The organism is Siminovitchia terrae (genome assembly GCF_003605405.2).
Taxonomy (GTDB): domain Bacteria; phylum Bacillota; class Bacilli; order Bacillales; family Bacillaceae_C; genus Siminovitchia; species Siminovitchia terrae.
On record NZ_QYTW02000001.1, the window covers coordinates 234,250 to 249,885 of the forward strand.

General features: G+C 40.6%; 15 protein-coding genes. All 15 read right to left on the bottom strand.

Annotated features, from left to right (window positions below; genetic code table 11):
* Positions 1-21: 21 nt before the first annotated feature.
* Positions 22-1,797, bottom strand: coding sequence for a peptidoglycan D,D-transpeptidase FtsI family protein (locus tag D5F11_RS01165; RefSeq protein ID WP_120114891.1), 1,776 nt, complete (start codon positions 1,795-1,797; stop codon positions 22-24).
* Positions 1,798-1,988: 191 nt separating this feature from the next.
* On the bottom strand, positions 1,989-2,465 hold the full coding sequence (greA, locus tag D5F11_RS01170; RefSeq protein WP_120114890.1) for a transcription elongation factor GreA: 477 nt from the start codon (positions 2,463-2,465) through the stop codon (positions 1,989-1,991).
* A gap of 184 nt (positions 2,466-2,649) precedes the next feature.
* Positions 2,650-3,285, bottom strand: a complete 636-nt coding sequence (locus D5F11_RS01175; protein WP_120114889.1) for an O-methyltransferase — start codon at positions 3,283-3,285, stop codon at positions 2,650-2,652.
* A gap of 8 nt (positions 3,286-3,293) precedes the next feature.
* Entirely contained in the window at positions 3,294-4,451 is a 1,158-nt protein-coding gene (gene mltG, locus D5F11_RS01180) for an endolytic transglycosylase MltG (protein ID WP_120114888.1), read from the bottom strand.
* A 647-nt stretch (positions 4,452-5,098) separates the two neighbouring features.
* Positions 5,099-5,383 carry a DUF1292 domain-containing protein gene (locus D5F11_RS01185; protein ID WP_120114887.1) on the bottom strand — a complete coding sequence of 95 codons (285 nt, stop codon included), beginning with the start codon at positions 5,381-5,383 and terminating at the stop codon, positions 5,099-5,101.
* Between the two features lie 17 nt (positions 5,384-5,400).
* Positions 5,401-5,817 carry a Holliday junction resolvase RuvX gene (ruvX, locus tag D5F11_RS01190; protein WP_120114886.1) on the bottom strand — a complete coding sequence of 139 codons (417 nt, stop codon included), beginning with the start codon at positions 5,815-5,817 and terminating at the stop codon, positions 5,401-5,403.
* Between the two features lie 2 nt (positions 5,818-5,819).
* The gene (locus D5F11_RS01195) at positions 5,820-6,089 is read right to left on the bottom strand and encodes an IreB family regulatory phosphoprotein (protein WP_120114885.1); all 270 of its coding nucleotides are present in this window, start codon (positions 6,087-6,089) and stop codon (positions 5,820-5,822) included.
* An 87-nt stretch (positions 6,090-6,176) separates the two neighbouring features.
* Positions 6,177-8,804 (bottom strand): alanine--tRNA ligase, encoded by a 2,628-nt coding sequence (alaS, locus tag D5F11_RS01200; RefSeq protein ID WP_120114884.1) that lies wholly within the window; start codon positions 8,802-8,804, stop codon positions 6,177-6,179.
* Positions 8,805-9,125: 321 nt separating this feature from the next.
* On the bottom strand, positions 9,126-10,196 hold the full coding sequence (locus D5F11_RS01205) for an AI-2E family transporter (RefSeq protein WP_185830428.1): 1,071 nt from the start codon (positions 10,194-10,196) through the stop codon (positions 9,126-9,128).
* 433 nt (positions 10,197-10,629) lie between these two features.
* Positions 10,630-10,917, bottom strand: coding sequence for a hypothetical protein (locus tag D5F11_RS27240; RefSeq protein ID WP_160709715.1), 288 nt, complete (start codon positions 10,915-10,917; stop codon positions 10,630-10,632).
* On the bottom strand, positions 10,914-11,861 hold the full coding sequence (locus tag D5F11_RS01210) for an IS110 family RNA-guided transposase (protein WP_245998007.1): 948 nt from the start codon (positions 11,859-11,861) through the stop codon (positions 10,914-10,916). Before D5F11_RS01210 ends, D5F11_RS27240 begins: the two co-directional genes overlap by 4 nt.
* A gap of 337 nt (positions 11,862-12,198) precedes the next feature.
* Positions 12,199-12,408, bottom strand: coding sequence for a hypothetical protein (locus tag D5F11_RS01215; RefSeq protein ID WP_126646473.1), 210 nt, complete (start codon positions 12,406-12,408; stop codon positions 12,199-12,201).
* 167 nt (positions 12,409-12,575) lie between these two features.
* Positions 12,576-14,156, bottom strand: a complete 1,581-nt coding sequence (locus tag D5F11_RS01220) for a class I adenylate-forming enzyme family protein (protein ID WP_245998010.1) — start codon at positions 14,154-14,156, stop codon at positions 12,576-12,578.
* Positions 14,157-14,184: 28 nt separating this feature from the next.
* Positions 14,185-14,649, bottom strand: a complete 465-nt coding sequence (locus D5F11_RS01225; RefSeq protein ID WP_120119395.1) for a thiolase family protein — start codon at positions 14,647-14,649, stop codon at positions 14,185-14,187.
* Positions 14,650-14,954: 305 nt separating this feature from the next.
* Positions 14,955-15,362, bottom strand: a complete 408-nt coding sequence (locus D5F11_RS01230) for an acyl-CoA thioesterase (RefSeq protein WP_245998011.1) — start codon at positions 15,360-15,362, stop codon at positions 14,955-14,957.
* Between the last annotated feature and the right edge of the window lie 274 nt (positions 15,363-15,636).

Sequence of the window (15,636 nt, forward strand, 5' to 3'; positions counted from 1 at the left end):
GGGAAAACATGCATCCATTTTTCACCTTGAAGAATCGTTATGAAGAGCATCCAATTTGTTTTTCTCATAAATCATCTGCACGATATCAGCAAATAACGGATTGACTCCGCCTTGGTCACCAGGCACATTTACGTTCACAGTTACCAGCACATATTGCGGTTCATCGAACGGAAAATAACCTGCAAACCATTTGTGATGGAGCTGCTCCTCTTCATGAATGACGGATGTTTCTGCTGTCCCCGTTTTTCCAGCGACCTCATAAGGTAGGTCCTTCAGAAGGCTACCCGTTCCTTCAGGCTCAGTCACTACTTTTCTAAGAAGCTGCTGCATTTTAATTGCTGCATATGGTGATATCTGCTCTCCATCAGACTTTTGCTCATCAAATGATGCCATTATCGTTCCATCGCCGTATTGGATCTCGGAGACTGCTCTCACTGACCTTTTCTCTCCGCCTCTGGCAATCACAGCCATCATATTTGCTACCGACAACGGAGACAGACGGACTTCCTGTTGGCCAATCCCCGTTTGTGCGATAAAGTTTTGATCTTTTCGGCTTTCATTATCAGCAAAGACCCTTCCAATGTCGTGCTCAAATTGTCTAAACTCACTTAATTGGAACACATCTCCCTGCCAGGATACTGCTTCAAGCAAACCAAGCTTGCGAGCATAATTTTCAAGTATTGTCGGGTCTTCTTCCATTAAGCGTCCAGCCAATTCCGCAAAGGTTCGATTGCAGCTCTGGGCGAAGCTGCCCTCAAAATCAAGCCTTCCGAGATTCCGTTCTGCCGGGTTTCCTCTAATATCCAAATCACAGCGGAATTGTTCTTTTTCTTTTACAGCCCCTTCCTCTATTGCTGCCGTAGCGATGACTGTCTTAAATACGGATCCCGGAATAAGCTGCTTGAACATCATATTTTTCGAACCTTCGTCGAAATAGGGATCTTTGCTGTTGATACTAGGTTTGGAGGCCACTGCTAAAATATCGTTCGTTTTTACATCAAGCAGGATAGCTCCTCCATTTTGAATGTGACGTTCATCCAACAGTGATTCAATCTCTTTTTGTAAAGTTTGGTCAATTGTAGTTTTTACTTGTAAAGGAAAAAAAGGATTTGCTTGACCCGCATATTTCACATCAATCCCGAATAAAGGATTTCCAATTCCGTCAACATGATAGACAAATTTGGTTTCTTTTTCGGCCTGTAGAAACTCATCAAACGATTTTTCCAAGCCTGTAAGCCCGACAGATTTATTTCTCCAATCTTTATCAGGATACTGCTTTTTAAAAATCTCCTCATTCTCTCCATAAATGCCGAGAAACTGAGCAGCAGGCGGATGCTCGGGAAATATTTTCTTTTTAACGGCGAATACTCCGGGGATCTGAAGTTGGTTAATCTCGTCAGCTTGCTGCTCTGATAATAATAAAGGTTCTTCTTTTCCCCTTGCAACGATTGGCTCCTTGGCTGCTTCCACCTGACTCTTAAGTTCCCGGTGGGACATGTTCAAGGTTTTTGCAATCTGAGAACTGTTCCAGTCCATCTTTTTGATAAAGGGAAAGAGTACCAGGACAGATTTTTCTTCGTAGGAAATCGGCTTCCCTTCCCTGTCAAGAAACTGACCTCGGCCATCATCCAATACGAGCTCATGTGTCCTTTGTTTGACACTTTCTTTAATTAAATTCACATGGTATGCAGAAAAATTTTCAGCTTGAAATAACTGTATCTGCATTAACCTTCCTAGAAGGCCTGCCATCATCATAAAAATAAGAATAGATATGAACAAAACACGTTTTTGAAGCATTTTAAACACCTCTTTCTCATTGTTGCCGCCTAGAGAAAGAGATATAACCACTAGTAAGAATTCCTTGAGAAAAGTACAATGTGCCGGGCTCAGCACACGACATCCTTTCACTTTTCCTGCACTAATCCGAAATGGACATCTTTGCCCATAAAAAAACACGGATAAGCCCTTTGAGGCCTCCGTGTTTTTGTTTAGCTGATAGAAACGATTTTAACGCGCATTTCACCGCCAGGCGTCTGAACAGTTACTTCTTGATTTACTTTTTGCCCCATCAGGCTTTTGGCAATAGGTGAATCATTAGAAATCTTGCCCTCGAATGGATCAGCTTCAGCACTTCCAACAATTGTGTAAGTTTCCTCATCTCCATCAGGCAGCTCTTTAAAAGTAACCGTTTTCCCTAGGCTCACTTTGTCAGAGTTAAGATCGTCTTCTTCAATGATTTTGGCATTTCGGATCATATTTTCTAAAGTTGTGATCCTTCCTTCAACAAATGCCTGTTCCTCTTTAGCAGAGTCATATTCCGAGTTCTCCGAAAGATCCCCAAAACTGCGGGCTACCTTAATCCGTTCCACCACTTCTTTTCTGCGGACAGATTTTAAGTATTCAAGTTCTTGCTCCAATTTTTCTTTTCCGGCTTCTGTCATATGAAATTCTTTTTCTGCAGCCATTACCCTTCACTCCTTATGAATTCCCTCATCCAACATTATGGATTATTCAATCATGAAATACGTGACAGCGCGCCACATGGAGGGCGCGCTATCTTTTCATAATAGTTCTTTATATTATTATCTATGCCATCATATTACAAAAATGATTTTAGTTCAAGAGTACGTACATCAGTTTTGCATATAATCATCGCTTTCTACTTACCGCAAGCCCGTCCCCTACAGGAATAATGGTTGTAATATAATCGTTATGCCCCATGAGAAAACTGTTGAATTCTTTCATCTTTCTCGCAAGACTACGAAAGCGCCGCTGGTCGACGGTCTCTGTCGCAACATATCCCCTAAACAGGACATTATCAGAGTATATGCATCCTCGGTCGTTCAGCATGGAGCCGTACATATTGAAAAATTTCAGGTATTGGCCTTTTGCAGCATCAATAAAAATGGCATCGTAAGGTCCCTGCTCCTTCACTTTTTCAACCAACTCCAAAGCATCGCCTTCCAGAATATTGATTCGGCCATCTTTACCCGAGGCCTGAATATATTTTCTAGCCTGTTCTGCTCTATTGGGATCTATTTCTATTGTAACTATTTCTGCATCAGGTAGTGCTTCTGACATTCTCAACGCAGAATAGCCGATCGCTGTTCCAATCTCCAATATTTTAACAGGATTTTGCATTCTCATGAACTGCAGCATCACATCGATGGCTGTTTGTTCCATAATGGGAACATGCTCTTTTTCTGCAAGACTCTCCATCTCCTGAAAAAGCTCATTCCGGGACGGAAGCAGGGACTCGATATATTGGCTAATGGATTGATTCATTGGTCCACCTACTTCCTTTTATCCGTAATGTATTTAGCTTTTAATTCATTATGTTCTTTTAATGTTTTGGCATAGTGAACTTCCCCCGTGCCGTGTTCAGCCAAAAAGTATAAATATTTGCTGTCTGCCGGATTCAGGGCAGCTTCAATGGACGTCTCACCGGCATTGGAAATCGGGCCGGGCGGCAGACCTTTGACTTTATATGTGTTATATGGTGACTCTACCTCAAGATCTTTATACATTGTTCGCTTTTTATGCTTACCAAGTGCATATAAAACAGTAGGATCTGTTTGAAGAGGCATATCCTCTTCCATACGGTTATAGAAAACACTTGAAATCAAATGTCTGTCCGCTTTTGCTGTTGCCTCTTTTTCAATCAGGGATGCCATCGTCAATAACTCATGGGTATTGATGTCCTTTTCCTCTATCTTTTCGGAATACTTTGCTACGACTTCCTGTGTTTTTTTGATCATCGGATCAATAATTGCCGCGATTGAAGGATTTTCCTCATAATATGAATAGGTAGCTGGATATAAATATCCTTCCAACGGATGCTTCACCTTGCTGCCAAACGAATCTTCCGTTAAAAGCTCTGGATATTTTTCTCCAAACAGGTTTACAGTCTCTTCACTATCAAGTTCTTTCAGTATCTTTTCTTTGGACTTGCCAGTCTCTTTCGCAATCACCCCTGCAATCTGATCCAAAGAATAACCTTCAGGAATCGTCAGCTTAAACATCGCCTTTTGGGCTAAAATACCGGTTTGCAGGTTTTGTGAGATTTCTTGTAACGACATGGATGGAGAAAATGTATAGGTCCCTGCTTGGAAACCAGATATATTATTGAATTTGACATAGTACTTGAAGACAGATGCATTTTTAATAACCCCTTTATCCTCAAGCAGCTTGCCGATGGAAGTTGTTGAAGATCCGATTGGAACCTCCACTTGGATTTCCTTTTTACTGTCTGAATCCACTGGTTTAAGAGCAGACTTTACATATATAAAAATGCCTAGTGCCGCTATTAAAAGCAGAGCACTGCAAGTTAGCGTAATAATGGCAACAATTTTTCTTATGATGACCGCCTCACTCCTTTTTTCGAGCAAATTCTCTCTCATTACGGCTGCTCTAGCCTGCTTGTCTATTTTCTCTTTCCCCTCTTTTGTCATTATGCCGGGTCCCCTCCCGAGACTGTTGTTATTTAGTTTGCATACCACAACTATTATACAATAATTTTAAAGAACGTCAGTGAAAATCCTCGGAATTTATCGATAACATAAGAATAGCGCAAGCGCCTTGGTCAGCGCGGGCAAACAAGACAATTTCCGGAGGAGGCAGTTCTTCAGCCACCACAGGGAAGCGGCTTGATCATTGCGGGGCTAGGCGCTGGCCCCTCAAGCCGCAACATCCTGTGGCTTCGGTGGCACTAATACTTCCTGTACGTCGGCTGGCTTAGAACGCGACGTCCTGTCGCTTCGCTTGCACTAGTACTTCCTGTACGTCGGCTGGCTCAGAAACGCGACGTCCTGTCGCTTCGCTTGCACTAGTACTTCCTGTACGTCGGCTGGCTCAGAAACGCGACGTCCTGTCGCTTCGCTTGCACTAGTACTTCCTGTACGTCGGCTGGCTCAGAAACGCGACGTCCTGTCGCTTCGCTTGCACTAGTACTTCCTGTACGTCGTAGCTGGACAAAGCTAAAGCTTCCTTTGAAAAAAAATCCATAACAAGTTATACTTTCTTTACTCAGAAACGAAAGGCAATTGATTTTTGACAAAAAATTCGCCGACCCTGGAATCCCCGGATCGGCGAATTTTTATTATTCCTCTTCTTCGTCAAGAAAAGTGTTAAGCATCTCTTCTATCATATCCCACTCTTCTTCGGTTTCGATCGGCTGCATATTCCCGTCTTCCCCATTTTCGTTTGAAGTATAAGAAGACGCATGAATTTCAATCTCTTCGTTTTCACCATTGTCTGAACCGGCTGGATAGTATAGAACATATGACTTGTTGAATTCATCAGAGTCAAACGTAAAGAGAACTTCAAATAATTCTTCGTTTCCTTCTTCATCCACTACTGTTATATAATTTTCACCATTTTCCATCAGCAATCACCTCGTAATTATTGTTGGCTATCCAAGAAGCCTTGTAATATCATTACAGCTGCCATTTTATCGATGACCTTTTTTCTTTTCTTTCTGCTGACATCCGCTGCCAGAAGGACCCTTTCAGCCGCCATTGTGCTTAGTCGTTCATCCCATAACTGGACAGGCAGCTGAAATTTGCTTCTTAATTCTTCAGCATAAGTCATCGAAGCTTCTCCGCGTGGGCCAATCGTATTGTTCATATTTTTTGGCAGACCGACAATGATTTGTTCAATACGGTATTCTTTAATAATCTCACCAATCCGTTCAAATCCATACTGATTCTTATCTTCATTGATCGATATTGTCTCAATGCCTTGGGCAGTCCAGCCCATTTCATCGCTGACTGCAACGCCCACTGTCCTAGAGCCAACATCAAGGCCCATAATCCTCAAACTCACTTCTCCTCACGATGCTGGTTTAAATAGGACTTCACCAGCTCTTCGATGATTTCATCCCTTTCCAGCTTTCTCATTAGATTACGTGCATCCTGATGCCTTGGAATATAGGCAGGATCACCAGAAAGCAAATAACCAACTATTTGGTTAATGGGATTATATCCCTTCTCTTGAAGAGCCCCGTATACGTGCAGCAGAACCTCTTTGACTTCATGCTCCATTGGATCATCATAAAACTCGAACCGCATTGTTTTATCAAAAGAGCCCATTTACAACAACACCTTCTTTCAGAACTTGCGTACAGGATCGGCCCGCTGTAAAACATTACCTTCATTGTACATGATTTGAAGCTGGAATCAAACGGATTTTATCCATTCACCTACATAGGAAAGAGCAGATTCCAATTGATCAGGGTTTTTCCCACCGGCCTGGGCCATATCTGGACGCCCTCCGCCGCCTCCACCACAGCGGGAAGCCACTTCTTTGACCAATTTTCCAGCATGATATCCTTTTTCCATTAAATCTTTTGTAACTCCGGCAATAATATTCACTTTTCCATTTTGCGCAGACCCGAGCACGACGATCCCAGATCCAAGCTGTTGTTTTAAATCATCGCCCATATTTCTCAGTGTGTTCATATCAGCGCCTTGGACAGTGCTCGCAATTACTTTGATGCCTTCGACTTCTTTGGCTTTTTGGATAAGGCTTCCGGCTTCTATATGTGCAAGCTTTGCTGCAAGGGACTCATTTTCCCTTTGAAGTTCTTTTAATTCCAAAAGAAGAGCTTCCGTTCTTTCTAGTACCTGGGCTGGTTTTGTTTTTAATTTTTCCCCGACATTATGCAGTTCGTTGACCTGATCGTTCATAAAGCGGAATGCATGCTCTCCCGTTACGGCTTCTATCCGACGTGCTCCAGCCCCAATACCGCTTTCCGTAATAATTTTAAACAGCCCTATTTCAGCCGTATTAGAAACATGACAGCCGCCACATAATTCAAGGCTGGCTCCGGCTGATACAACACGGACTCTATCACCGTACTTTTCGCCAAATAGCGCCATTGCCCCCATTTGCTTCGCTTCTGACAGGCTTGTCAGCTTTGTCTGAACCACATGATTGGCCCAAATTTCACGGTTTACTTTCTCTTCAACTTTTTCTAGCTCTTCTTCTGTTACCGAACCAAAATGGGAGAAATCAAAACGGAGCCTTTCCGGTCCAACATATGAACCAGCCTGATTGACATGTGTTCCCAGAACATCTTTTAATGCCTTATGCAGTAAGTGGGTTGCCGTATGGTTTTTGATGATTTGGCCCCGCTTTTTCTCATCAACCTCTGCCTTCACTTCACTGCTAGTTATGACTGTGCCTTCTTTAATCATTCCTGTATGAAGATTTTGGCCGTTTGGTGCTTTGATGACTTTAGTCACTTCGATTTCCAGACCAGGTCCACTGACTACCCCATGGTCTGCAACTTGTCCGCCGCTTTCTGCATAAAAAGGCGTAACATCCAATAAAAATTGAATTTCTTCCCCTTCTTCGGCTTTCTCAGTGATTTCACCATCTTTTAAAATGGCTAGAACAACCGAATCTGTAACAAGGCGGTCATAGCCGACAAATTCACTGCTGACTGTCAATTCAGCTAGGGTGCTGTTTTGAACTTGCATAGAATCCGTTTCGCTCCTAGCAGAGCGCGCTCTTTCCCGTTGCTTTTCCATTTCTTGTGCAAAGCCTTCATGATCGACTTTTAACTGCTCTTCTTCCGTATATTCCTCCGTCAATTCCACAGGAAAACCATATGTGTCATAGAGCCTGAAAACATCTTCTCCGGAAATCATATCTTTTCCTTCAACTTTTGCTTTTTTAATCAATGAAGACAAGATTTCCAATCCATCATTTAATGTTTCATGGAAACGTTCCTCTTCATTTTTGATCACCCGCTGAATAAAGTCTGTGCTCTCCAATACTTTCGGATAGAAATCTTTCATGATTTCACCTACCACCGATACAAGACGGTACATGAATGGTTTTTCAATCCCCAATTCTTTCCCATAACGTACAGCCCTACGGAGAAGCCTCCTTAATACATATCCACGGCCTTCATTTGAAGGCAGAGCCCCATCACTTACAGCAAATACAACTGTCCGTACATGGTCCGCAATAACCTTGAATGCTGTATCCAGTCCTGCATTTTCGTAAGCCTTACCGGAGAGCTTTTCAGTTTCCTTGATAATCGGCATAAATAAATCTGTCTCAAAATTAGTCGGTACATCTTGAACGACAGAAGCCATCCGCTCCAGCCCCATACCTGTATCAATGTTTTTCTTGGGAAGAGGCGTGTAGGTTCCGTCTGGGTTGTGATTAAACTGTGAAAATACAAGGTTCCAGATCTCAAGATACCTTTCATTTTCTCCACCCGGAAACAATTCAGGATCATCTTGATCGTCCCCATATTCGGGACCTCTGTCATAAAAGATCTCCGAGTTTGGCCCGCTCGGCCCTTCACCGATATCCCAGAAGTTCTCCTTAAGACGGATAATTCTTTCTTTAGGCAAACCGATTGTCTGATTCCACAGTTCAAAAGCTTCATCATCTTCCGGATGGATCGTTACAGACAATTTTTCGGGATCAAATCCAATCCATTTTTCATCTGTCAAAAACTCCCATGCCCATTCAATCGCTTCTTTCTTGAAATAATCCCCTATGGAAAAATTTCCAAGCATTTCAAAAAATGTATGATGCCTTGCTGTTTTTCCGACATTTTCAATGTCATTTGTCCGGATGGACTTTTGGGCATTGACGATTTTGGGATTCTCTGGAATCTCCCTGCCGTCGAAATATTTCTTCAGTGTTGCAACACCACTGTTGATCCATAGCAAAGAGGGATCGTCATGCGGAATAAGGGAAGCACTAGGCTCCACTTTATGTCCCTTCTCTTGAAAAAAATCCAAAAACATCTGTCTAATTTGTGAGCCAGTTAGTTTTTTCATGATTTGTCCTCCTTATACGAAATAAAAAAGCTCCTCCCCAGCCAGGGGCGAAGCTTAGACGCGGTACCACCCTGATTTAGCAAAGAATCATACTCTGCCATCTCTCAGGACCTTAACGCGGTGAACGGCAGGCTTTTAACTGCACTCCGGATTAGCTCATTATTACTCTTCATCTAGAATTTCTTTCAGCCGCGGAAATTCCTCTCTTCGGCAACAGTAAAGCTGTCGCTCAGATGGGCAGTAATAAGAATGGATCCTTCTTCGATTTTCAAGTATATTAGCTATTAGAAATTATAGGTAATAGAAAAATCTTTGTCAATCTTAAGTCTGTTTTACCTTAATAAAGTAATCGCGTGAATGAACAACAGCCACTTTAAAAATGGCTAAAAGAGGAACGGCGACGAGCATGCCGATTACCCCTCCCGCTTCTCCGCCTATAATTAAAGCGGCAATGATAAAGAGCGGATGAATATTAATTGATTTCCCAACTATATATGGTGAAAGGACATTCCCCTCCAATAATTGCAGCAAAACAATGATTCCGACTGACATCATAGCCAGTTTGACAGAACTAAGCAAAGCAAAAGCAGTGACAGGCACAGCCCCGATGACCGGGCCAAAATAAGGAATAATATTTGTAAAAGCAACAATAGATCCCATAATAACCGGATAATCCAATCCTATCATCCAAAATAAAAGACTAGAAATCGTTCCAATGATTAAACAAACAAGGAGTTGCCCCCGAATGTATCCACCAAGGGAAATATTGACCGCAGTAAGAAAGTCCTTTCCTTGTTTCCTCCATCGCTTCGGTGTCATATACCACGCAGCCTGTTTAATTAGATCAAGATCCTTTAATATGTAAAAAGAAATGAATGGAATGACAGCCAAAATAAAAATAAAGTTGAACAGCCCTTTGAAAATGGACATTATCTTTTCCAAAAATTTATTCAACCATTGTTCAAAATCATCAACACGTTCTTCGATTTGAGCTTGAATTCCATCCGGCCATCTCGAAGTCGATTCATGCAAGCCTTTCACAAGACCTTTGTAATGTTCTGCCAATTCAGGTATATGCTCTGAAAAATGACTAATTTGATCAATCAGAACGGGAATCCCCATATAAAGTGCATAGCCCATTCCACCAAAAAACAGCACATAAATAGAAAGAATCGCGACAATCCGATTGATGCCAAGCATCTCTATTCTTTCGACAATCGGGTAAAGCAGATAGGCAATAAAGCCACCAATAATAAATGGCAGCAGTCCAATACACACAATCGTGAAAACAGGCTTCCATAGGGGTTTTATCAACAAAAAGCAATAAAGAATAATAAATAACAATAACACAATTGCCAAATTGTATATTAAGCGATGCCGCTTTTGCTTCAACATGTTCCCTCCTACGATTAGTGTGTCATTTTTTATAAATTTTTAATCGAAAGGAAGAAAAAAACAGGAAGAATAAGCGTATCAAATGCACCTTGGCGTCTTTGCGCCTAGATTTTATCGAGCTCCGCTCGATAAATTTTGTATGAAAATTATTTCCGCTAGAAAGCAATACTTAAGTAAGCCCTCTATTCCTATTTTTTAAAAAGGGCTTTATCTGTTTTTTCTTTTATGGAATAACTTAAGCTGTTTGCTGTTCTGATTGAACGATGCTGTANATCAAATGCGCCTTGGCGTATTTGCGCCCAGATTTTATCGATCTTCACTCGATAAATTTTGTATGAAAATTATTTCCGCTAGAAAGCAATACTTAAGTAAGCCCTCTATTCCTATTTTTTAAAAAGGGCTTTATCTGTTTTTTCTTTTATGGAATAACTTAAGCTGTTTGCTGTTCTGATTGAACGATGCTGTAACCTTTCTTTTTAAGGTATTCAATCATTTTTAATTCTTTATTTTGCTGTTTTTGGTGAACGTAATCAGGGCCTAGTTCTTGATAAGGTTCACCAGTTTTTAAAACATTGTAAACGATAGTTAAAATCAAATGTGCAGATGCGACCTTTGCCTTATTTCTCCCTTGGCGTTTTGTGATTCTTTTTTGATGTGAGGAAATTCTATTATTCTGCCTAGTGGTTGCTAAAGCACACTGTACAGCTATTGTTCTCAAGCCTTTATTTCCGTGTGTGGTTTTACTTGTTTTTTTTTACCTGCACTCTCATAGTTACCTGGACTTACACCTGCCCATGAAGCTAAATGTTTTGCAGATTTAAATTCGGACATATCCACACCCATTTCAGCAATAAATACAGCGGAAGAATCTTTATTTACACCTGGTATAGTCTTGATTAATTCTATCTCCTTACGATAAGGGGTGAGTAGCTGTTCAATTTGTTCTTCTATATCATCAATGTTTTTTTCTAAATAAGTCATGTGCTCCCAATGGTAGCGCAACATATCCCGATGATGTCGGCGGATACGTCCATTTATCGCTTCAGTGATATCGTCGATGCTTGTTCTACTTCTTCCATCCACCATTTTTTCAAGATCTTTAGCTTCAATCTTTTCACCATTAATAATGGCTGCTAAGATACGCCTTCCGGAAACGCCAAAAATATCTGTAAATACGGAAGTCAATTTTATATTAGCATCTTGAAGAATTTTATGAATTCGATTGCGTTCAGAAGTACGGTGGCCAATCAGTTTTGATCGATAACGAGTAAGGTCACGCAAATCTCGAATATCCTCTGGTGGAACGAAGTTACCTTCAATAAGTCCACATCGCAGTAGTTGGGCAAGCCATTCTGCATCTTTTACATCTGTTTTTCGACCTGGAACATTTTTCACATGTTTTGCATTAGCGAGTATAAGATGAAAAGTACCCTCCAGTATGTTCCACACTGGTTTCCAATACACTCCGGTGCTTTCCATAACTACATCAGTCACCTTAAATGTAGCCAACCAATCGCTTAGTGACAAAAGCCCCTTTGTTGTAGTTTTAAATGTTTCAATTGCTTTCTGTGGTTTCTTATCTAAGGAACCATATAAAACACAAGCTACTACAGTTTCTTGATGTACATCTAGGCCTGCACATCGTTCAATCATTGCTTCCATAAAAGAATCACCTCGATAATAAATTAACAACAATACATATGACAGGAGATATGTTTTAAAATTTTTGTATACGTGCTCTATGCACAATAGACGGTTCTTCAATCTGCCATAACCAGTTTCCTCTACAGGGTACCTTGTTAAAAGGGCCACCAAAATTTTTTCAGCCTGGTTGTATTGTTGTTACATTCATTATTATCAGAATAATAAAGGGATAAACTCTCATAAGGTTAGAATCAGTTTTCATTCTAGACGGTGGCGACGAGAAACGTCGCCCGATTGTTTCCTTTGAAAATCTGTGGCATCCGCCGGAGGCTTTNAAAGGGCCACCAAAATTTTTTCAGCCTGGTTGTATTGTTGTTACATTCATTATTATCAGAATAATAAAGGGATAAACTCTCATAAGGTTAGAATCAGTTTTCATTCTAGACGGTGGCGACGAGAAACGTCGCCCGATTGTTTCCTCTGAAAATCTGTGGCATCCGCCGGAGGCTTTGACTATATTCAGCAGGGGTTTGAACCCCCACTGAATGGAATTACCAATATGCATTCATCTCACCACTTATAGAAGTGAAAGATTCCTGCTGAATGAAATTAAATGGAACAGATTCCAATTGCTTCATTAGAGGTTTTGTTTGTAAATTGTCCTTAATAGAATCATAGGAATATAAGTAATTCCCTAGCAGTCCCTTTCAATAACAACACATCAAATTATAGTTATCTAAGTTCTCCCTGTAAGCTTTCAGCTAACTGTTCTTGCAATGAAATTTTCCTGATCTTTCCGCTGGCTGTCATCGGAAACTCATCCATTAAAATAATTTTATCCGGCACTTTGTAATCTGAGATTTCATTTTTAATAAACTGAAGTAATCTCAGCTCACTCGTTTTTGAATCCGCTTTCAATTTAATGCACGCACAAGTTATTTCACCGAGCACAGTGTCTGGTAGCCCAACAACAGCTACTTCTAGGACATCAGGATGTTTGTAAAATACTTCCTCCACTTCCCTTGGATAAATATTATAGCCGCCCCGGATAATCATTTCTTTTTTTCTGCCGACTATACGAAGATTCCCTTCCGGGTCGATTGTTCCTAAATCTCCTGTGTAAAACCAGCCGTTTTCATCTAACGCTTCTTTCGTTTGTTCACGCATATGACAGTATCCTTTCATTACTCCAAAGCTGCGACAGGCAATTTCACCCACTTCTCCATTCATCACTTCATTTCGATTATCGTCGACTATCTTTATTTCTGCTCCCGGAAGTGCTTTTCCAACTGTTTCAGCCCGTACAAGATCACTATCGTCAAAGCTCGTCATCGTAAGCGTTGGTGAAGTTTCGCTTAATCCATAAGCAACCATTATTTCACACCCCATTGTATGCCGGATTCGTTTTACTATTTCAACGGGACATGGGGCAGCAGCTATAATTCCAGTTCTAAGTGAAGATAGATCATACTTTGAAAAATCTTCATGATTTAATTCAAGAATAAACATCGTTGGTACGCCATGTTTTACTGTTATTTTTTCAGACTCAATCAATTCCAACGATTTTTTAGCTTTATAATGATCCAGCAGAACCATGCGGGCACCAACAGATATTGTACTGAGAATACTTGGAACCATCCCAAATACATGGAAAACAGGAACTGCTACAAAAAACACATCTTCAGCGGTACATTCCATTTGTTCAGCAGTAATTACGGCGGTGTCGACTACATTTGCATGGGTCAGCATGGCCCCCTTTGGCGGACCTGTTGAACCCGAAGTATATAGGATCGAAAATACATCTTCTTTTGGAAGGATGATGGGAGGGGTAAAGTGACTTTCTTTTTTTTGCACGAGTTGTTCATAGCTTACAAACGCGTCTGTCGAATGTCTTACGGTAATTAATTCTTTAAGTGTATCCACTCCTTGGTAAGCTTTTGTAAACTGTTCAAGGTGGTTAACTCCATCAAACTCATTTGTCAAGAAAGCAGCTTTTGCTTCGGAGTTTCTTAAGATATATTCCACCTCATTTATACGATATCTTATATTAAAAGGAACAATCACTGCCCCCATATGAGCAACAGCAAAATAGATCACAATAAACTCATTCCAGTTCGGTAAGCAGACAGCTATTTTATCACCTTGTCTAATTCCCATTTCTTGGAGGGAAGCTGCCAAAGAATAAGATTGTTCTCTGAGATCTTTGTAAGACATTCTGCTATAGCCATCAAATAATACTTCGTGTCCCGGAGCTGTTTGACAGACGCTTTCAAGTAATTCGGAAACGGATAAATGACCCATTTTTTCCTTCATGTTTAAGAATCTCCTTTCCAATAGATGATTAAAGCGATTCCCAAATAGCCGCAATCCCTTGTCCTCCTCCAATACATAATGCGGAAGCACCAAACCTTTTATTTCTTTTTTTCAGTTCATATAATAAAGAGAGACTAATTCTGGCTCCGCTTGCCCCAAGGGGATGACCAAGAGCGATTGCACCGCCATTTACGTTTCCGTTTGTTGGATCAAAGTCCAATTCTTTTTGACAGGCTAAATATTGCGCACCAAATGCTTCATTAATTTCTATTAAGTCAAGATTCCCTATTTTTATATTTGCCTTTTCGAGTGCTTGAAGGATTGCCGGAACTGGACTGATCCCCATATATTTTGGCTCTACTCCCGATCGCTTCATTGCTTCTCGCGCTGTTTCTGCCGCTAAATCAATCGCTGTAATCTCACGGAAGGATCCGCAAAACGCTGTAAATGCAGTTCGTACTCCATCAAGTACAACAACTTCCTTGCTTCTCATTAGCTCCTCCTATTCTCTGATTGATTTTGAAATAAATTATTCATCACTAAAAGGCAATAACCCCTTTAATTTTCTTAAATTCCGACTATTCAAAAATATATTATCACTATTTTTTGGGAATTTGTACCTTGAATTTAAGTAATTAAGCAGTTACATTTCCGCAAAATTGCGGATAGGTAAGGTTCGATAGCTAAAATAACCTCTTTAAGATGGAGGTACTGTTTTAAAGGATGTTCAATTGACACACAAAAATATCCGGAGGATTTTTGCTGAAATCCCCCGGATATTTTATACGATATGACTTTTCATTCATTAAACCCTAACGCAGCCCTCGCATCTTGCGGAATGGAGACAGCTTTTGGAGCACCCTCTGCTTGAGAAGCCCAAGCTCTTATTTCATAGCCTGAAGCCACAATATTGTCTCCTTTTTTAAACACATGCTCCACTTTTATTACCTTGTTTTTCATTTCTACAATTTGTGAGTGAACCTCAACTTGATCTTCAAAAAACAAAGGACTCTTAAACTGGCAAAATGTTTCCACCAATGGAAGAATGATATCCTTTTCTTTTTGTAACTGCGAAACCGACATATACGCTTTATTAACTAGTTCATGTGTAGCTTGGTCCATCCACCGATAATAATTTGGGTAAAAAACGATCCCCGCTGCATCTGTGTCACCGAAAACTACTTTTATTGAATATACATTCTTCAACTTACACGCCATCCTTCCCAATACGATATCTCTTCCTCATTTCAGCAATATACATATACTACTAAAAAGTTATATTTTTCACAATTATTTAATACTACGTTTAACTGACGACTGACAAATAAATATGCAACGTCTGTACACTGAGAGAAGGAACCGAAAAATCAGATATTTAGCAAAAAAAATGGCCGATGACCTGTTCAGGAATACAGGGAAGCATAAAATGAACTTTGATAAGGCTGGCATCTCATCAATTGAGTTTCACCTTTTGCTGATA